The organism is Halobacteriovorax sp. DA5 (genome assembly GCF_002903145.1).
GTDB lineage: Bacteria > Bdellovibrionota > Bacteriovoracia > Bacteriovoracales > Bacteriovoracaceae > Halobacteriovorax_A.
In genome coordinates, this window is sequence record NZ_PPDJ01000002.1 from 473,473 (window position 1) to 493,890 (window position 20,418).

At 36.8% G+C, this 20,418-nt stretch carries 15 protein-coding genes; 10 read left to right on the forward strand and 5 right to left on the reverse strand.

The window, feature by feature from the left end; translation table 11 throughout:
- Window positions 1-6: 6 nt before the first annotated feature.
- Entirely contained in the window at window positions 7-267 is a 261-nt protein-coding gene (locus C0Z22_RS05590) for a hypothetical protein (RefSeq protein ID WP_103217356.1), read from the reverse strand.
- 219 nt (window positions 268-486) lie between these two features.
- Here C0Z22_RS05590 and C0Z22_RS05595 point away from each other — a divergent pair, with 219 nt between their 5' ends.
- The 3 genes from C0Z22_RS05595 to phnE are packed head-to-tail and all read left to right on the forward strand — an operon-like array spanning window position 487 to window position 3,321.
- Window positions 487-1,404: a phosphate/phosphite/phosphonate ABC transporter substrate-binding protein gene (locus C0Z22_RS05595; protein ID WP_103217357.1), complete on the forward strand. Its 918-nt coding sequence runs from the start codon at window positions 487-489 to the stop codon at window positions 1,402-1,404.
- Window positions 1,405-1,440: 36 nt separating this feature from the next.
- On the forward strand, window positions 1,441-2,202 hold the full coding sequence (phnC, locus tag C0Z22_RS05600; protein WP_103217358.1) for a phosphonate ABC transporter ATP-binding protein: 762 nt from the start codon (window positions 1,441-1,443) through the stop codon (window positions 2,200-2,202).
- A 24-nt stretch (window positions 2,203-2,226) separates the two neighbouring features.
- Window positions 2,227-3,321, forward strand: coding sequence for a phosphonate ABC transporter, permease protein PhnE (gene phnE / locus C0Z22_RS05605; protein WP_103217359.1), 1,095 nt, complete (start codon window positions 2,227-2,229; stop codon window positions 3,319-3,321).
- 80 nt (window positions 3,322-3,401) lie between these two features.
- Here the strand turns inward: phnE and C0Z22_RS05610 are convergent, their stop codons facing one another.
- Window positions 3,402-3,635, reverse strand: a complete 234-nt coding sequence (locus C0Z22_RS05610) for a hypothetical protein (protein ID WP_103217360.1) — start codon at window positions 3,633-3,635, stop codon at window positions 3,402-3,404.
- Window positions 3,636-3,765: 130 nt separating this feature from the next.
- On the opposite strand from C0Z22_RS05610, the gene bfr reads away from it, so the two are divergent.
- The 3 genes from bfr to C0Z22_RS05625 all read left to right on the forward strand — a co-directional run bounded on the left by bfr (window position 3,766) and on the right by C0Z22_RS05625 (window position 6,453).
- A complete protein-coding gene (gene bfr, locus C0Z22_RS05615; RefSeq protein ID WP_103217361.1) occupies window positions 3,766-4,242 on the forward strand; it encodes a bacterioferritin in 477 nt (158 codons plus the stop codon).
- Between the two features lie 79 nt (window positions 4,243-4,321).
- Window positions 4,322-6,013, forward strand: a complete 1,692-nt coding sequence (locus C0Z22_RS05620) for a FecR domain-containing protein (RefSeq protein WP_158246826.1) — start codon at window positions 4,322-4,324, stop codon at window positions 6,011-6,013.
- Entirely contained in the window at window positions 6,013-6,453 is a 441-nt protein-coding gene (locus tag C0Z22_RS05625; RefSeq protein WP_103217363.1) for a hypothetical protein, read from the forward strand. The genes C0Z22_RS05620 and C0Z22_RS05625 overlap by 1 nt, the downstream gene beginning before the upstream one ends.
- A gap of 734 nt (window positions 6,454-7,187) precedes the next feature.
- Here the strand turns inward: C0Z22_RS05625 and C0Z22_RS05635 are convergent.
- From C0Z22_RS05635 to C0Z22_RS05645, 3 genes are all read right to left on the reverse strand, one after another.
- A complete protein-coding gene (locus C0Z22_RS05635; protein ID WP_103217365.1) occupies window positions 7,188-8,534 on the reverse strand; it encodes a HAMP domain-containing sensor histidine kinase in 1,347 nt (448 codons plus the stop codon).
- Between the two features lie 75 nt (window positions 8,535-8,609).
- Window positions 8,610-9,029 carry a YeeE/YedE family protein gene (locus C0Z22_RS05640; RefSeq protein WP_199177522.1) on the reverse strand — a complete coding sequence of 140 codons (420 nt, stop codon included), beginning with the start codon at window positions 9,027-9,029 and terminating at the stop codon, window positions 8,610-8,612.
- On the reverse strand, window positions 9,029-9,436 hold the full coding sequence (locus C0Z22_RS05645; protein ID WP_103217367.1) for a YeeE/YedE family protein: 408 nt from the start codon (window positions 9,434-9,436) through the stop codon (window positions 9,029-9,031). Before C0Z22_RS05645 ends, C0Z22_RS05640 begins: the two co-directional genes overlap by 1 nt.
- A 129-nt stretch (window positions 9,437-9,565) precedes the next feature.
- On the opposite strand from C0Z22_RS05645, the gene C0Z22_RS05650 reads away from it, so the two are divergent.
- The 4 genes from C0Z22_RS05650 to C0Z22_RS05665 all read left to right on the forward strand — a co-directional run bounded on the left by C0Z22_RS05650 (window position 9,566) and on the right by C0Z22_RS05665 (window position 20,411).
- Window positions 9,566-10,180 carry a Crp/Fnr family transcriptional regulator gene (locus C0Z22_RS05650; protein ID WP_103217368.1) on the forward strand — a complete coding sequence of 205 codons (615 nt, stop codon included), beginning with the start codon at window positions 9,566-9,568 and terminating at the stop codon, window positions 10,178-10,180.
- 109 nt (window positions 10,181-10,289) lie between these two features.
- The gene (locus C0Z22_RS05655; RefSeq protein WP_103217369.1) at window positions 10,290-10,610 is read left to right on the forward strand and encodes a hypothetical protein; all 321 of its coding nucleotides are present in this window, start codon (window positions 10,290-10,292) and stop codon (window positions 10,608-10,610) included.
- A gap of 355 nt (window positions 10,611-10,965) precedes the next feature.
- A complete protein-coding gene (locus C0Z22_RS05660) occupies window positions 10,966-16,029 on the forward strand; it encodes an Ig-like domain-containing protein (RefSeq protein WP_103217370.1) in 5,064 nt (1,687 codons plus the stop codon).
- Between the two features lie 437 nt (window positions 16,030-16,466).
- On the forward strand, window positions 16,467-20,411 hold the full coding sequence (locus C0Z22_RS05665; protein WP_103217371.1) for a hypothetical protein: 3,945 nt from the start codon (window positions 16,467-16,469) through the stop codon (window positions 20,409-20,411).
- Window positions 20,412-20,418: the final 7 nt, after the last annotated feature.

Consider the following 20,418-nt stretch of genomic DNA (forward strand, 5'->3'; position numbering starts at 1 on the left):
AAGAAATTAGAGAATATTTAGCCTTCTGATGGCCTCATTCATCTTCTCTTTTTTGTCTTTTAGCTTCTTTTTCACAGAGCGTTTGCGTTCGTAGAGCTCCTCTACAAAGCTTTTTATCAATGACATACGCTTACTATCATTATTGCTCTCATCAAAATTTTTTGATCCATCACAACCTTTATGAAGCCGCTTCACACGTGTCTGATCTGAGCTTATTTGATCAGTTGGACGCACAGGATTTTCGAGTTTTTTGATATTTAACGCCATGTTCTTATTATAACCTTGTTTAAATTAGACAAAGACTAAATATTATAAAAACTACCTAAGATAAATTACTGAAATTATTCAGTTTTCAAAGATAATTATAATTGTGATTAGGTTGACATTAAAAAACTGTCTTATTCATGCTAAAAGAGCGTAATTTCAAAATGTTAGATTTTTTTAGATTTCTATATATTAGGATTCAATATACGAGGAGAACAACAAATGAAACACACAATTGTTGCGGTAATGAGCATTGTACTAGCAATAACGACAGGGATCTCTTGTAAGAGAGATATGAAACTAGGAAGTAAAGATAATCCTGTTAAACTTTACTTTACACCATCAGTTGATGCAGACACTATTGCGTCGAATTCAGTTCACTTTATCAAATTCTTAGAGAAAGAAACTGGTCTTTACTTCAAGACAGGTATTCCAACAAACTATATCTCAGTTGTTGAATCTTTTGGTTCAAAAAGAGCTGATATTGCTGTTATGAACTCTTTCGGTTACCTAATGGCAAATGAAAAATATGGTGCAAGTGCAAAGCTAAAAGTTCTTCGTTATGGACACGACTACTACCAAGGGCAAATCATTGCTCACGTAGACAGTGGAATTAACTCAATTAAAGATCTTGAAGGTAAGAAATTTGCATACACTGACCCTTCATCAACTTCAGGATACATGTTCCCACTAAAAATCATGATGGAAAACAATGTAAAACCAGGAAACACAACTTTTGCTATTAAGCACGACAACGTTGTAACAATGGTATACCAAAGACAAGTAGATGCTGGTGCAACTTACTACTCTGCTCCTTCAGAAGATGGAACAATCCGTGACGCTCGTTCACGCGTAAAAACTCAATTCCCAGATGTTGAAGATAAAGTAAAAATCGTTCAAATCACTGAAAAAATTCCTAACGATCCATTCGTATTTAGAAAAGATCTACCAGCTGACGTAACAGCAAGCTTTATTGCTGCAGTTAAGAAATACATCACTACTCCAGATGGAAAAGATGTATTCGAAAATATTTACAGTGTAGGTGGCCTAGTTGATACAACTGATGCAGATTACGATGGACTAAGAAACGTAATTAAAACACTAAATATCAATCTTGAAGAACAACTTAACAAGAAATAGTAGTTTTTTACTTTATTAAATAAAGAGAGAATAAAAATGATTCTAGAAGTTAAAAATGTTAACAAAGTTTATCCGAACGGATGCCACGCCCTAAACAACGTTAGCTTCAACGTTAACAAAGGCGAGTTCCTAGTAATTATCGGTCTATCAGGTTCTGGGAAATCGACAATGCTAAGATGTATGAATCGTCTTCACGACGTTACTAGTGGAGAGATCATCTTCGAAGGACAAGACATCACTAAACTTAAGGGTAGTGCAATGAGAACTGCACGCTCACACATCGGGATGATCTTCCAACACTTTAACTTAATCCCAAGAAGAACTGTTATGACTAACGTTCTTTCTGGAACACTTGCAAGAACAGGAGTTATCAAGTCGGTACTTGGTATCTACTCTGAAGAAGATAAGAAAAAAGCAATGGAATACATCAAGATTGTTGGTCTTGAAGGTAAAGAAAACGTACGTGCAGACAATCTTTCAGGTGGTCAGCAACAACGTGTAGCTATTGCTCGTGCTCTTATGCAAAACCCTAAGGTTCTTCTTGCTGATGAGCCAGTTGCGTCTCTTGACCCTGCAACTTCTCACTCTGTTATGCAATACCTTAAAAAAGTTAACGAAGAACTTGGTGTTACAGTTATCTGTAACCTTCACTTCTTATCACTTGTTAGAGAATACGCATCACGCGTAGTAGCTCTAAAAGGTGGAAAGCTGATCTATGAAGGTCAACCACTTGATATTAACGAAGAATGGTTCCAGACAATTTATGGCGAAGACGCTGTAGAAGTAACAATTAACTAAGTTTTTTGGATATAGGATTAAATAATGACAACGACGACTCAAACGGCAGATACGCAAGTTAATAACTTACCAAAACCAAGAGAAGAGTACACATCATACAAAGTTAAGATGAATTTCTTTTCTTTCTTAATCGATTTTCTTCTTTGGTCATACATGATTCTTGTTTCATGGAAGATCGTATGGGAGAGACTAATTCTTGGTCTACGTTACCCAGATTTTTCTTGGAACCAACCACTAATCGCTCTTGGAGCAGGTTTTGTAGTAGCAGCAGCTCTTTACACAACTAAAATGTCTCTTGGACGCGGATTAACTGGTATTATGAAAAGAGATGAGAATACTCTATTTATGAAAGAGCCATTCTCATTCGTACTTATTGCAACAGTAGCACTAACATTTATTGCTAGTATTTATGTTTCACAAATTTCAATTTATGAATTCCTTTCTGAATCAGGAATGACTGGTGCTAAGAGAATCTTTACAGCTCTTTTAACACCAAACTTTGCAATTTTTGAAGAAGCTCTTTTTGCAGCAATTGAAACGATCTACATGGCCTTCATTGCAACGGCCGTAGCACTTCCAATTGCATTTGTTCTAGCGTTCTTTGCAGCTAGAAACCTAATGAATGGATCTCGTCTAACAATGACAATTTACTCTGTTGTTAGATTCTTTCTAAACGTTTCACGCTCAATTGAGCCACTAGTATGGGCGATTATCTTCTCTGTATGGGTTGGTATTGGACCTTTCGCTGGTATGATGGCACTTTGTCTTCACTCTGTATCTTCACTTTCGAAGCTATACTCTGAGCAAATTGAAAACGTTTCTAATGGACCTATTGAAGCAATGATGGCAACAGGTGCACACCCAGTTCAAGTAATCTGGTTTGGTGTTGTTCCACAAATCGTTCTTCCATACCTATCTTTCTCAATCTACCGTTGGGACATCAACGTACGTATGGCCACAGTAATTGGTCTAGTTGGTGGTGGTGGTATTGGTACAATGCTAATGCAGTACCAAGGTCTAGCGAAATGGAATGAAGTTGGTCTTCTAGTAATCGTTATTGCAGCGATTGTTTGGATCATGGACTGGCTATCTTCTAAGATTCGTGAAGCAATCAAGTAGAACTGATAATTCAATATTTCAATACAAAAGAAGGCCCGCATCCGCGGGCCTTTTTATTTCTCTCCCTAAATAATTAAATCTTAGTTTTCACACATTCCTTTTTTAGAAAATGAGTCTTGAATCTTAAGCGCATCACCTTTTGTATACCAAAACTGGCTATGAGGTTTATCGTTTATCAAGATACGATAATGATTCTTAGCTGGATGCTTTTGTAGTGAGCAAGCACCCTCTACCGATGCAATGTCTCGCTGGGGGGATGTCCCACAAGAAACGAGCGTAAGCCCTAATACGGCCATGGCCATTAACTTTTTCATAATTCCTCCTACGTCCTAATCACGTAGTAAAATTATCGGATAATCTTAAGAATAACTTTAGCGTATTACTCAACTATTATTGTATTTAAAAAAGAACCGCTTTCATGTATGCTTTATAAAAGGAGAAAAAATGAAAGGAAATCAAGAAGTTATCACTATTTTTAATGAGTTACTAACACAAGAGCTATCGGCCATTGATCTCTATTTCCTTCATTCACGCCTTTTTCAAGACATGGGACTGACTAAATTATATGAGCGCATTGATCATGAAAAAGATGATGAAACAATTCACGCAACCAAGCTAATTGAAAGAATTATCTTCTTAGAGGGCCTACCTGAGTTAGGAACGCGTCTTCCATACAAGCCAAGTCGTGATGTGAAGCAATTATTATCTGATGAGCTTCAGTATGAAGTTGAAAATAGTAAATTACTTAGAAAGGCAATCGCCCTCTGTGAGTCTGTTAATGACTATGTTTCAAGAGACCTACTATTGGGACTACTTTCAGATACTGAAAATGATCATATCGATTGGCTAGAAACTCAACTTTCACTAATTGATAAAATTGGTTTACAAAATTATCTACAGACTGCATCTGAATCTGTTTAAAGAAAGTAAAAAAAAGTAAACATTCATCTGTTTTTTATTTATAATTAGATAAATTAATTAAACACGGATGTTTACTTTTATGAATCTAATTAAAATATCATTTCTCTTAATTTCTTTGAGTTTTATTCAATCCAATGCAATTGCCGCCTTTGCAAAAGTTGTAAATATACGAGGAGAAGTTTCACAACTTCCACCTGGTGCCATGCAAGCAACTTGGATCAAGAAAGGACAATTACTAAAAGAAAATACTTCTATTGTAACCAGACTTCGCTCATTTGTGAAAATTGAGATTCTAGATGACGGAAGTTATATTGTTGTTGGGCCAAATTCTAAAATCGAGCTCACAAAAGTGGAAAAGAAATCAGGAAGTATTATTCAGGTTCTAAACGGAAAGATGCGATCTAAGATTGTTCCGGCCAAAAAGTCTAAGGGCCATAGTGCATTTAATAAAGTCTATATCAAAACAAAAACAATGGCCTTAGGTGTTCGAGGAACTGAGTTTGTTACAGTCGTCAGCCAAGAAAACCAAGCAACTTCTGTTGTCACTCTTGAGGGAGAAGTAGCTGTTAAGAAAATTAATAGTGAGAGTATTGATCCTGAAAAAACCGTTAGAGATAACCTTGATCGTGATGATGTAACAATCGTAAAAAAAGGAACTGCATCAACAACTTATGCTCACCTATATGATGAAACTCCTCCACAAAAAGTTAACCCAAGCCAGCTAATTGCACTTGAAAAGAATGAGAATCTTGAAAGTGTAAAAAGAAATGATATCGAAAAAGCCACGGCCAAGGACCTTAGTAAGAAAGAAATCACCGCTCTTTACGGTAATGATGTGGAAGAAGATGAAGTTCCAAAAAATGGTGCCATCGTTGATCTTGATTCTGCAATTTTTATTCCGGCGATACAAGACGAAACTCTCGATATTGGTAGTGTTGATAAGAACACAGGGCAATTTGTTGCCGCCAATGGAATTGAGCTAGATAAGAAGAAAGGGTTTGTTGCCACAAAACAAGATGATGAGACAAAAGAAGTTGTCAAAAAGCTTAATGAGAAAATTGAATACAAAGAAGTACAAGGCCACGAAGTTGTGGACCATAGACCTTATTCTGCAGCGGCCAAGCTAGCGGGATTGAAGAATTCGTGGGGATTAAAAACAGGCTTAAGCGTTAAGCAGATGAATTACTCAAATATGGACAATAATAATGGTAGCGATGATGACAATTACGGAGGTCTTGGTGCAGATCTCATTGGACACTACCGCCATGTTTTAAATCAACAACTATACCTTGATTATATCTTTGGAATCCACGCCTATTTCATGGATCGCAGCGATCTTGAACCTGAAGACATGGATGATGACATCTTAACTTTTGAGTTAGGTATTCAAGCATACTATCGATTAAATAATCGCTTCAGGCTAACAACTGGTTATTTTATGAATGACGAAATGTTTCTCGTCGCTAGGTTTGAAACAAGCCTGACACCGGTTATGGATCAAAGAACGCAATTTGCACCTTATGTTAAATTTGGAGCAGAATATGACTACAGTGATAATTGGAGTTTTCTAACAAGCTACCGCTCATATATCGTTGACTCTCATCACCCTAATATTGCCATCTACTCAGGCAAAGGCTTTGAATTTGGAGCAAGAAGACGTCTTTCGAACTCAACTGCCCTATTGTTTAATTTCTTACACCGCGAATTTATTGCACAAGATATTATAGTTAAAAATAAAGACTTTAGCGTCTTATATGAAATGGAGTTTTAATGAGAGCGCTACTCTTAATAACAGTACTTTTTAGTTTATCATCATGTTTTAAAACAGACGCTGATGGTAATGCCTACCTTTTTGAAAATGATAATAGGGCCGTCATCTCTTTTGAGTTCTTTAATGCGGATACAACAATAAATTGGTATTTTGGAATTCAAAACCAAGTCGATACAACTGTAACAAATGTTCAAGGCTATAACTCATCTCAATACTGGTGCATTGAAAATGTTTATATTCAATTGAATTCTGGGGATGTCTCAAGTGCTTCATTTGACGTTGTCTTAAATGACTCTCCAGTTACAGCAGGTATCCCATTCCCAGGTGGAAATGTGAATGTTCATATTGCTCCGGGTGATCAAGTCAAAGCAGCGATAAATTGCACTGCTTGCACAAATGGTTATGGAACAATTAATTTTGAACTTGGAAAGTGCAACTAACTCATTTTCCTCTACTGATTCTTATAAGTCGTAAATAAATGACAAGATCAGCAAGATAAAAAATTGGTATCCAATAATTGTGAAAAACGAGGAAGTTGAAAAAGAAATAACAATAATATGTAATATTAATACAAAGGCCGACGAGTAAAAATTTGTCGGCTTTTTTGTATGCAAGATAAGCAAAACGAATATAAATTAATAAGCTAAGAAATGCGACAATTCGATACGATGCAGTTAAGAGCTTACTCATATTAAATGGCAAAAGCAATTTCGTTAATTCATTAGTTGTCTTAGAGATAACATCATCACTTATGCAACACGACCCACTTCCCTCAATCAAATAAAGAAAAAAGTGAACTCCAAAAATAAAAAGGGCCAAGTAAACCACGATCTTATACATAGTCATAAGAAGACTATGCTCCTTTAGGATTCTGCTTAAAGAGCTCCACAAGTCCAGACGTGCTAGAAAAAGAAAAAAGAAAATAAGAAGAGAGACTCCAATCTTATAATCTGAATATAAAGGAACAAATAATAGCGAAACAATAAGAAAACAAATCACCGCCTGGTAAAAAGGCATTCTCTCGACAACGAAAGACGATTTAAAAATAGTACGAACACGATATGCACTTAGACTTAAGAAAAGATAATAGATACCAACAACGAAAGTTATCGAACAATATATGGCCGGTATCATTTTAATCTCAGTTTGATTCAAATTTACATCAATCATGTATTTATATCTCTATTGTAAAACAAGTATAAGATTCTTCGTTAACAAGTTTTAAATTACCGTTAATTTTTTCAATATCTTTTTTTATCGAATATAAACCTACCCCTCTTTTATCGCCTTTAGAAGAAGTTCCAAAATCAAATGCCGAATCAGGAGTCTTGAAATCGACATACTTTCCATTATCGATAACTTTGATAATCAGTCGATCATCGAAGTTGTTGATTTTTATTTCGATCCATTCTAAATCTTCTTTAAGAGCTTCATGAGAGTTTTTGATAAGATTAATCAATGAGTTCTTGATAATTCCTTTATTTACTCGTACTTCATTCTTGGGCCTAGTATAGATAATATTAGACTCAGGGAAGATTGAAATTACTTCTTGTATTATATCTGAAATAAAAGATTCATTCGATCCAACGTTTTTATAATTATTTAGAATATCAATAGCGCTTTTAGTTCCTTCATAAATAGCATTAACCTCTTTTGAGTCATCTATTGAGTTTGTACGCTTAAGTCGTTGCAGACGTAGGTTGGTAAATTGTAATGGATTAGCTAGATCGTGAATCATCGAATGATAGGATTGCTTTTGCTCATTTAGTTTATTTGCAAAATGAGTTACTTCAAGTTGCTGTAGTCTTGTATATTCCAAAAGGTCGACAACAAAGTAGAGAGGAATCCAATATTTGAATCCAAATGCATGATAACTAGTCGTATAAAAGATATTAAGAACACTAATTAAAAGCCCAAATATCATAAGATAATCACGGGTCTTAAGTGAAATTAAAAAGAAACGAATATAGACAATTGATACAGTAATCGTAAAAAATTTAACGAATCGAGAAAAACTCTCATTCATTAAAAATGGAATTTGTACCTTCAAAATATAATTTGAAGCAGGATTTTTAACTAACTCTTGGCCAAGACAACAAGGACCAGCTCCTTTCATAAAAAACCATAAAAGATGAATTAGGCAACATCCGATTGCCCCTACAACAATACCACTATAAATAATTCTCAAAGTCTTATTTTCGTTAAAGACTTCAGATAGGTTTCTCCAATAGTAATACCTGGCCGTATATGTAAAAATAAACATCACTAAAGTTAGTGGTACCTTGTATGTGGAATATAATGGAAAAAAGAAATACAAAACAATAATCATGCAAACCATGGCCTGAGAAAAGCACATAATAGTCGTCTTGATTGGAGATGATTGAGCGTTTTGACTTAAGCGATTAAGATGAATACTTGTGATTCCTAGAGATATCAAGTAAGTTGCCGCACCCAGGGCCACCATAACATAGGCAAATGCCAGCCAAAAATTTAAAGAGAATTGGTGTAAGTATTCATACATCAGACAAGAGTAATTATTTTATGCGCCATAGTCAATAAGACTAGTTGACGCATAAAAAAATTATCTCTTTGATGATTACTTTGCAGTCAATTTCTTAGAGATCTGAGACCCAACCACCATTGATAAGACAAAGACGATGATAGGTGCCGAGAGATTAATAAGGTTTACAATCGCAGGGCCTGGGCAAATCCCAGCAATTCCCCAGCCGATACCAAATAAAGCTGCACCAGTAACTAATTTCTTATCGACGATCTTATTTGTCGGAAGATGAAATTGAGTGTCACATATTGGCGCTCCACGCTTAGTGATTAGCTTAGTTGCTATTACACCAATAACGACAGCTCCACCCATAACAAATGCAAGAGAAGCGTCCCATCCACCCTGTAGAGAGAAGATATCGAGAAAGCCAATAACTTTCTTCGGATTAACCATGCCAGAAACAGTTAGACCAATCCCAAATATGATACCAGCGATTAAACTTGTTAGTTTTTTCATTATAATAACCCCACTAAAGAAACAACAATGATTGCAACGGCCATAAAAGTTAGAGTTGCAACGAGAGAACGCTTAGAAAAGCGCGATAGTCCACAGACCCCATGTCCGCTTGTACAGCCAGAGCCAAGTTGTGTTCCAGCTCCGACAAAGAGACCAGCAATGATGGCCTTAGAATAAGAGAGATCTAGTGCATAAGAGAAGAAGTCTGGATTAACTAACTTAACAATTAGTCCTCCGGCCAACAGACCTACAACGAAGAAAATTCTCCAAAAACCACCATCATTCTTTTTGTGGAAATTAAAAAAGATTCCCGAAATACCTGCAACTCGCCCATTAAAATAGAGCAAAAATGCTGCAGCTACTCCAATTAAAATTCCGCCCACAAGCGGCCATGTAAAGTTAGTCATATACTCACCTTTTTGTTAAATATCGTTACTTTGTATTACTTCTTAAGAGTCTTCTAAGACTTTCAAAGTTAAATTAATTATATATAATGATTATAAATTAACATTGATCGCCATCAAACTTGGAAAAACATGATTAAGGAAATCTTAAACAATATTGAACAACCTATTTATCGCCAATATCAAAAAGGTGAAGTTATATACAGAGAGTCAGAATTCCCACAATATCTCTATATTGTAGAAGAAGGCATTATTGGTCTCTACTACAATAGCGAAAATGGAAAAGAGAGCTTCCTAAGAGTTTACGGGCCAGGGGAAATCTTTGGCCATCGTTCATACTTTCTAGAAACTCCTTATCATGCAAACTCAGTTAGCTTGACGAAAGCTAAGCTTATGCTCATCGATCGTAAGCAGTGTGATAATATATGTCTTGAAAGCCCTGCCCTCTTGAAGAATATGACAAAGATTCTCGCAAGAGAGCTAGGAAATGCAGAGAGAAGACTGGCCGGAATGGCAGATAAATCAGCTAAGGCCAGAATTGTTGAGGCACTTGTCTACTTGAAACTCAAGCATCCTGAACACAATTGGACGAGAAAAGAGATCGCTGACTTTGCGGTATCAACTTTTGAAAGTGTGACAAGAATCTTAAGTGAATTAGAGGCGCAAGGTTTAATCACTAAGAGTGGCAGAAGTATTGATATCGTTGATGAGCAGAAGCTACTAAAATTCGCAAATGAGAATTATTAAGATCTTGTTAATTTCTTAGCAAATTTTACATTTAAAATCTCTAGAGCTTGTCTATATCACCCTATTTAGATAGGATGCGGCCAACTGTAACCCACACAAAGGCCATTTTATGAAATTAGCAATTACTCTTTTATCGTTTATCTCATGTCTAGCAATTAGCTCAAACGTAATCGCTTGTGACAATGCCGTAAGTAAGCAACTTGAAAGAAAGATTAGAGCGGATCGCCCTCTAGAAGTGAAGTATCTAATGTACCTTACTCAAGGTAGCGAACTTCTAAATGAAAGAGGAAATAAGCTAGCACAATTCAACGAAGATAAGCTTATCTACTCTGCAATTGGTTCTGAACACTCAGGTTGGTTTAATGCTGCAATTGCTGTTGATCCAGACACATGTTCGGTAGATTACATTGGCTACTTTGCAGCTGAATAAGTCAAAATTATATATTTAAAAATATTCAAGGCCCAGTCTCATCTGGGCCTTTCTATTTCCCAAACAAAATCTATGTAAAAACCTTAAGAAATTCTATAGATTTTTTAAAACTAAAAGCATTTAGTTTAACTAATTAACTTTATAAGGCCTTGAAATCTCATCTTAGAATTTTGAAAGTCCACAAAAAATTGCCACAAAATTAAATATTACCCTTAGAAAGCCGATATAAGTAACTGAATTTAGTGATCTGTTCATTAAATGCTTTAATACTAAAGAAATATTATATTAAGTCGAAAATATTTAAGAACAAATTTTATTCACCATCGACTAAATATTAAGAAAGTTGTGAGGGACTTTGAAAAAACCAATACTCTACGTCGGACTAGCGCTGGCATCACTATTTAGCTTTAGCTATATCTTCTTTGCAGACGATACAGCGAAGACAAATAGCTACAGTGAGATTGCGAAAGAGATTGGTATTGAATATGAACTAGTTAAACCAAAAGTTAAAGCAAGGCTAAACTCAAATGTAGCTACGTTCAGTAAAAGAAGTCCATCTTCAGTTGCACAAGAAAGTGTAGACGAAGCAGTTGAACCGAGTAAAAAAAGAGCAGATTTTCAAATCTCAAAACTTGCTGTTAATAAAAAGAAAAATAATTCAACACAAGTATTCTTAAACGATTCAGATTACTCTAGGCCATATTATTCGAATAATTCATTTGAAAGGATGCCTGCAAAAGCAATTGAAAAAATAGAGAAGCAAGAAGAAAGTAAACAAATTGTTTACTCCATCCCAACTCCTCCAAATGATATTGAAGAAAATGATGAAGAAATAGATACTAAGCAACAAAACACTGGTTCAAGCAATACAGTTATAGTTACTCCGGCCATTGAAGGGCGAATCCCTCCTCTATCAGGACTAATAACACAAACAAATAAAAGTATCTTCATTGATAATGCCTATGCAGCAACAACTTGTGACAATCCAAAGGTAGAACTTTTTGATCTTGTGACAATGACAGTCCTTGAAGATAACCCGATTACATTTGAAGGAATCAACACTTCAACTTATTTTAATTTTGATGCAAAAAAGTTGGCCCTCGATCTGACAGCTCCTGCTCGTTACAAAGTTAAAGTATCTGGTTGTAGTGATGAGCTAGAAAAAGTTGTAACTAGTTACTTTACTCCACAAGATATTACTCCGGTTTCAACATTACTAGCAAAAATCACGAATACAGATTTTGAGTATACTCCAACGAAAGAGCTTGCAGATTATCTCGATCGCACAGAAGCTTTAATTGAAGCAAGTATCGATAATCAAACAATAGACTATGACTTAATTTACAGTGAGCTTGAGAATAATACAGAGGCAAGCAATATCTTCACAGAATTAACGAATGGTGAAACTGCTGCAATTTTAAAAGATGCTGCACCGAAGTTAAAAACTCTTGAAACACCTACTTCATTAAAAGAAGGAATTTCTAGTGACTTTAAAACAAGTGCAGTTCACTGGGATTCATCATATCCTGTTGCCTATCAATGGATACTTGATGGAGCGACTGTTTCAAATACCAGTACATGGAGCTACACTCCACCAGCTGATACTGCAGCAAGTGCTGAGATAATTGTTAGAATTGGAAAGAAGAATGATGGTGACGACAATGTAAACACAGCAATTCCTCATCATCAATTTATCTATACTCTCGATGTAGAACAAATTAACGATGCTCCTACTCTTGTAGCATCTCAAAGTGTAAATGTAATAGAAGATACTATTCACAACTTCTTTCTGACAACTGGTGATGATGTGGACTCGCCAAGTCTATCTTATATTACAACTTCACTACCAACAAACGGAACACTTACTTGTGTAGGAACAACTAATGAATGTACGTATACACCAAACGCAGATTTTGTAGGTGTTGATACTTTTACATATAAAGTTAATGATGGAGAGCTAGACTCAACTGAAGCGACTGTGACTTTAAATGTCTCAAATGTTAATGATAGGCCAGTTATTGGTGCAGATCAAAGTCTGACTTTAGCTGAAGATAACACACTTGCAATCACTCTTAACCAGGCTACGGATGTTGATAATTCACAAGCATCCCTTACATATAAAATTGTAAGTTCTCCGAATAATGGAACTCTTTCAAATTGTATTACAACAGGTACATATGGAAATGATTTAACTTGTGATTATACTCCAAATACAAATTTTTATGGAAATGATAGCTTTAGTTATATTGCAAATGACGGGTCTCTAGATTCTGCAGGTGTAGCAACTGTATCACTAACCATTACTCCAGTTAACGATGCTCCTACACTTGCAGCTACTCAAGCAGAAACGACAAATGAGGATACAGTCATTAACTTCAATCTAGCGGCCGGAAGTGATATTGAAGCAACACCTCTCAATTATACTATTATTTCATCAACGACTAGTGGTGTACTTAATTGTACACAGGGAACATCGACAGCTTGTAGCTATAATCCAAATTTAAACTTTTATGGAACTGATACATTTACGTATAAAGTTGATGACGGAGAGCTTGATTCAACAACGGCCACTGTGACAATTACTGTTAACACAGTAAATGATGCTCCAGTAATGGGAGCAAATCAATCAGAGACGACTAATGAAGATACTGCAATTAATTTCACGTTAAATACTGCAACAGACGTGGATCTTCCTGCCCAAACAATCTCATACAAACTTGTGTCAGCTCCTACTAACGGTACTCTATCAAATTGTATTACGACTGCGACTTATATCAATGATAGAGACTGTACATATACTCCAAATGCTAATTACAACGGATCAGACTCATTTACATATATTGCAAATGATACTGTCACAGATGCAGTCACTTATGCGACGGTAACTCTAACAATTAACGCTATTAATGATGCTCCGACACTTGCTCTAACTCAAACAGTTAGTACAAATGAAGATACAGCACTTAACTTTACTCTAAATGCTGGAGCAGATATTGAAGGAGACACACTTTCATACATAATCGTTTCAGACCCTGCAAAAGGTACCTTAACTTGTACTGGTGGTACATCTAGAGATTGTACATATACACCAGAGCTAAATGATAACGGATCAACTACTTTCACATATAAAGTAAATGATGGACAACTTGATTCATCAGTAGCAACAGTTACTGTGAACATTACTTCAGAAAATGATGCACCTGTAATGGCCGGAAACCAATCTGAAACGATTGCAGAGGATAATACTCTTAGCTTCACTCTTTCAGGTGCTACGGATGTTGATATCCCTGCACAAACAATTCAATATAAACTAATTACAGCTCCAGCAAATGGTACTCTTTCAAACTGTATTAATACATCAACGTACTCTACTGATATTATTTGTGACTATACGCCAGGAGCAAATTTCAACGGAAGTGACTCTTTTACATATAGAGCAAATGACACACTAACAGACTCTGCAACGGATTCAACAGTATCAATTACAATCACTCCTGTAAACGATGCTCCAACTCTTGCGGCCACTCAAAGTGTATCAACAAATGAAGATACAGTACTTAACTTTAACCTAACTGCAGGTTCAGATATTGAGGCGGATACACTTTCATACATAATCGTTTCAACTCCAGCAAATGGGAGCCTTAGCTGTACAGGTGGTACATCTACGGCCTGTACATTCATACCTGATTCAAACTTTAATGGTTCAACGACATTTACCTATAAAGTAAATGATGGTGCACTTGATTCGACTCTTGCAACAGTTACAATTAACGTTTCAGCAGTGAATGATGTACCTGTTATGGCAGCAGATCAAGCACATTCAACAAATGAAGATACTGCTGTAAACTTCACACTTAATGGTGCGACAGATGTTGATCTTCCAGCTCAGACATTAAGTTATAAGATCATTACTTCTCCTACAAACGGTACTATTTCAAATTGTATTACAACTGGCAGCTATGGAACTGATATCTCGTGTACTTACACACCGAATGCAAACTTCTATGGAAGTGATTCATTTACTTATACTGCAACTGATAGTGTTGGGGTTGCTGTAACAAATGCGACAGTTTCATTAACAATCAATAGTGTAAACGATGCTCCTACTCTTGCTGGAGACTGGTCATTTTCAACAAATGAAGATACGGCCCATAGCTTTAATCTAACAGCGGCCACTGATATTGAAAATGATACGCTTTCATATCTTATTGTATCAAATCCAACAAACGGAACTCTTTCATGTACAGGTGGAACGTCAACAGCATGTACATATACACCAAGTCTTAATTTTGAAGGAAGTGACTCATTTACTTATAAAGCAAATGACGGAGCACTTGACTCAAATACTGTTACAGTAAATATCACAGTTAATGCAATCAATGATGCGTCAGTAATGATTGCAGATCAAAGTGAAGTAACTAATGAAGATACTCCATTTAGTATAACTTTAAATGGAGCTACTGATGTTGACCTACCAGCGCAGACTATTAGTTATAAAATAATAAACTCTCCAACAAATGGTACAATTACAGACTGTATCACAACAGGCTCTTACGGAACTGATATCATATGTACTTATACACCAAATGCAAATTTCAATGGTTCCGATTCATTTACATATCTAGCAAATGATGGACTACTAGATTCAGCAACAAGCTCAACTGTTAACCTTACAATTAACGCTGTAAATGATGTGCCAACTCTTGCAGCAACTCAAACTGTTTCAACAAATGAAGACACAATACTAAACTTCAACTTAAATGCTGGCTCAGATATTGACGGTGACACACTTTCATATATCAAGCTTACAGACCCAGCGACAGGAACATTAAGTTGCACAGGAGGGACTTCACGTGCCTGTACTTATACGCCTGCAACAAACTTTAATGGTACAACTACTTTTACATATAGAGTAAATGACGGCTCAGCTAATTCAACAGTTGCAACAGTTACGATTATTGTAAACTCTATTAATGATGCACCAGTTATGGCAGCTGATCAGTCATTTGCTACAAATGATAATACAGCACTGGCAATTACATTAAGCAATGCTACAGACGTCGATGGAGATGCTCTTACTTATAAAATTGTTACGCCACCATCTAATGGAACACTTTCAAATTGTATCACAACAGGTAGTTATGGAACTGATCTTACATGTACATATACTAGTAATGTTAATTTCCATGGTAGCGAAACATTCACATTCATTGCAAATGATGGAACTGTTGATGCGGCCACTGTTGAAACTGTAACGATTAACGTAACAGATAAAACACCTTCAGCTGCGCCGACTATTGCACTTACATCTGCGACTTATACGAACTCAACTGCAAATACTATGACAGTAAGTAGCTGTAGCGATATTTCTTCTGTGATCATTAACGAAGGAAGCCGGCCGCTGGTGATGCATGGGTAGCATGTTCAACAGTTGCAAATGCTACAACATATACTCTTGCAAGTGCAACTCAAGGACTTCATACACTTAGAGCTTGGTCAAAAGATCCTCACGGAAATATTTCCACATCATCAACTAATATAAGTGTTTACTACGATACAATTAACCCAAGTCTTTCACTAACAACTCCTTCGATCCAAAAAGGCGGAAATAATATTAATCTTGCATGGAGCGCTACTGATGCCAGTACATCGACGGCACAAAACTTCCAAGTAGATTTCTACAACGGAAGTAGTTGGTCTTCAATTGGCACAACTGCGGCCATTAATGGACCAATTAGTTCACAATCTTTTACAAGAGCGTGGAGTGTTCCATCTATTAATACATCAAACGCTAAGTTTAGAGTTTCATTTACAGACCTAGCTGGAAACTCTGCAACAGTTGAGTCAGCTGCATTTGTGATTGACTCTATTGCACCAGCACTAAGTTATACATCACCAGCAAATAACTCTTACCACTTATCAAGTACGACGATTAACGGAAATTGTGAAAGTGGATTAAATATTAATATCTCTGGTGATATTCAAGCTGCATTTTCGATTGCTTGCTCTGGGGGGACTTTCTCACAAACAGTAAACTTCTCAGACAACGATGGAGCAAAGAATATAACAATCAATCAAGTCGATGCAGCAGGTAACTCGACTTCTGTTACAAGAACTTTCATACGTGATGAGGTCGCTCCAATTCTTACTAAAACTGCTGGTATCTCACCAGACTTTACAAATGCTAACACACCAAACGCATGGTCAGGTACTTGTGAAGGAACATATACGATATATGTTACAGGTGATGAAACAACTTCATTTAATTGTTCTTCTGGGACATGGAGCTGGACACCTTCACCAAAAACAACAGATGGCACATTTGTTTATAACTTAGTTCAAACTGATGCTGCAGGAAATACATCTTCTCCGGCCCTATCTCTTTCTTGGCAACGTGACGCTACAGCTCCGGCATTTAATGCGACAGCACCAATCCAAATCGAGATCGGAGAAAACCAATCAGAAACAGTTCTGAGAGACAGCATAACAGTATCTGGTATTTGTGAAGGAACAAATGTTATCTCTATCTCTGGAACAGAGTCAGCAAGTATTACTTGTTCAGCGTCATCTTGGACATGGACATCGGCAAATTACACTACAGATGCCACGAGAGCATTCACATTCACACAATCTGACTCAGCAGGAAATACATCAGCACTAACATATACTTGGACAAGAGACTCTAATTTCCCTGCTCTAGCGATCGATGTTAACGCGATAAAAAATAATGGTTCTACTGCCACATTCACAGGAACGTGTGAAAATGGATTAACGATCAATATTACTGGAGCACAAACGACGACAACAACTTGTACTTCAGGTGTATGGTCATGGACAACAGCATCAACTGCATCAGATGTTAACAATACATATAATTTTGCTCAAACGAACGCTGCCTCTAATACGACAACGGTTTCAGGTAACTGGTATCGTGAAACAGGCCTTCCCGTTATAAATACGATATCTGCAGGAGTTGCGGATCCATCACCAACTAACTTTATTCCATATTCGTTAACAGCTAGTTCTCAAAATGCGAATGTTTATCTAACTCATATTTGTCTTCAATCAAATACAACGACTCAACCTGCAAGTGACGATGCTTGTTGGATTGCAGTGAACTCGACTTCGATTGGAATAACTCCAGCACAAAATATCACTGTAACAGACTACTCTTATCTTCTTGGTTGGGAGCCTGCTTTATACGATGTTTATGCTTGGGTAAAAGATGAAGCTGGAAATATTTCAACAAACACACAAGTGCTAAGTACTGACTACGATCAAATTGTATATAGTAAAGATGCTCCTCCACTAATTTGGGACGTAGCTGCTGCTAATAATGATTTATCATCAATTCCTCCAACAAGAGCAGAATCCTCTGTTCCAACAGGTACTGACCTTTATATTCGTTGGAAGGTAGACGATGCTGTTGGTCTTTCGACTACGGCAATTAATCTTTTCTATACACAAGATGAACAAACATTTACGGCAATTGCTGGAGCACAAGGAATTTCACCACATACTAATCACGGTTGTCCTAGCATCACTTTAGCTGCAAATGAAGGTTGTTTTAAGTGGACAGGTGGTTCACCTCTGGCAACTGCATACAAGATCAGAGTTAAGGTAACAAATATCTCAGGTATTAGTACACAGCTTACTTCAACTCCATTAAATGCTGATCGTATTAAGATTATTGCAGGAAATACTGAAGCAGGTCTAGGTGGGGATGCGAGATCGGCCCTATTCTTTAACAAGCGCGTTGGAGACTCTTCTGATATCCACACTCTTGTCTTTACTGATGATGGTAATATTTATTTTGCAGATTATAAAAGAGGTATTATCACAGTTGACCCTGCAGATGGTAAGCAGAAACTCTTCATTGCAAAAACTGGAACGTCAACTGGAGATGGTGGGCCGGCCGAGAGTGCAACTCTACGCTACCCTATGAAAATCACTCTTGATTATCAAGGGAGACTATTAATCCTTGATTATAACAGAATTAGAAGAGTTGACTTAAATCTTGAAAACCCAACAATTGAAACGATTATTGGTGGTGGCTCTAGTACTGCAGACACTGTAGCAAACCCACTAGATCTTCAAATGCGAGGATTATCAAGCTCTGATTACCGTACGAATGCTGTGTTATTCACACCACTACCAAATGGTGATATCTGGTTTAATGCTGAAAGATCAGAAAGTATTGAAACAGACGGCAACTTCAAAGTGCGTATCTACAGAGCAGCAACAGGGCAAGTTGAATCATTCTATCTTGGTGGTACAGGAAATGGTTGGCAGGCATCTCAAGACCTATCTAAGTGTCGAGTTGGATATACTGGTATCAAATTTAATCAAGCGACATCTCAGATTCAAGGAATCACTGGAACGGCCTATCACCATAAGAATTTTCCAGGCTGTGATATGTATGGATCAACTTCTGACTATACTTATGCAAGAATTTATTTTGATCCAACAACTGGTCAATCTATTACACCACTAGATAATAGCTACCGTTGGTATCACTACTATAACTATACAGGTATGGATGGTAACTCATATGTAACAGTAGCAAGAAGTTACATGAATCGAAATAATTTTGATGGAACATACACAAGAATCCTAGGTTCTGGAACGCTTGGAGAATGTGCAGATGGTACTCTGGCCACTGCATGTAATATGGATATCTATTCGGTTTTCGTTGATAAGAATGGAAAAATTTATTTCAGTGACCGCGGTAAAATTAGAACCCTAGATAACGAAGGGAAAGTTGTTACAATCTTTGGCCAAGGTCAGTCTTACGGAGATAATGTAAATGCTGTTAATGCCCGCTTTAGTAATATTAGCCGTGTCACAAGATTAAATAATGGAAAGATTGTTGTAAATGACACTTCATCTTACTATCTAAAAGAATTTACTATCGAAGGGAATATTCACAGTATCGCAGGTAATGGTACAGTGGCCACAGCTTCAACTGCTGCAGCTGCAACAACACAGCCAGTAAGAAACCCATATTGGACCGTAGTTGATCGTGCAACGGGAAATATCTATATGGACCGTGTAGAATGGCACTATGGACGTTTTTCAATGCTTAACCGCTCGACAGGTATATGGGAAGATGTCTTTAGCAATACAAGTGGTACAGCTTATTATGACCCGACTTCTGATGGAAAAATTGGCAGTGACATTGATGTTGCCGGTGATCAAAACAGGGCCCTACCTCTTGGTTTTGCCAATGGAAAGCTATTCTTAAATAGAATGAGATATAACTCAACAGACCTAAGATACGAAGACTTTATGCTTAAGGCCTATGATTCGGCCGACAGCTACCGACAAGAACACGTCTGGGGTGTTCTAGGATACAACAGTCCAGATGAAGGCTGTACAGAACTTAGAACAGCACCAACTTCAGGTAGTACTTGTGAGTTTGAGTACTGGGATAATTACCGAAATATCTACTACGATAGTGTTGATGCGAAGTATGTTACAGCAAAGATGTATCGTGGTGCTCAACGAAGAATTATTGCTTTCAAAGACGGAAACGTTGAGCAAATTGCCTATACTGCAAGAAATATAGATGATGGTTTCGTTTACACTAGAAGAGGTGGAACGCAATATCTCTACTATTGCTATGCCAATAGACTATATGCTCACAATATCGATACTGACACAGATCTCGGTGCTCTAAGCTGGACAATGCCTCAACTTTCATGCCGCGGTGTTGAATTTGATTACAATCCAACTAATGACTCAATCATCTTCCCATTTGAGCAAAATGGACTGTATGGTGTTGCAGAATACTTCCTCTAAACAAGTT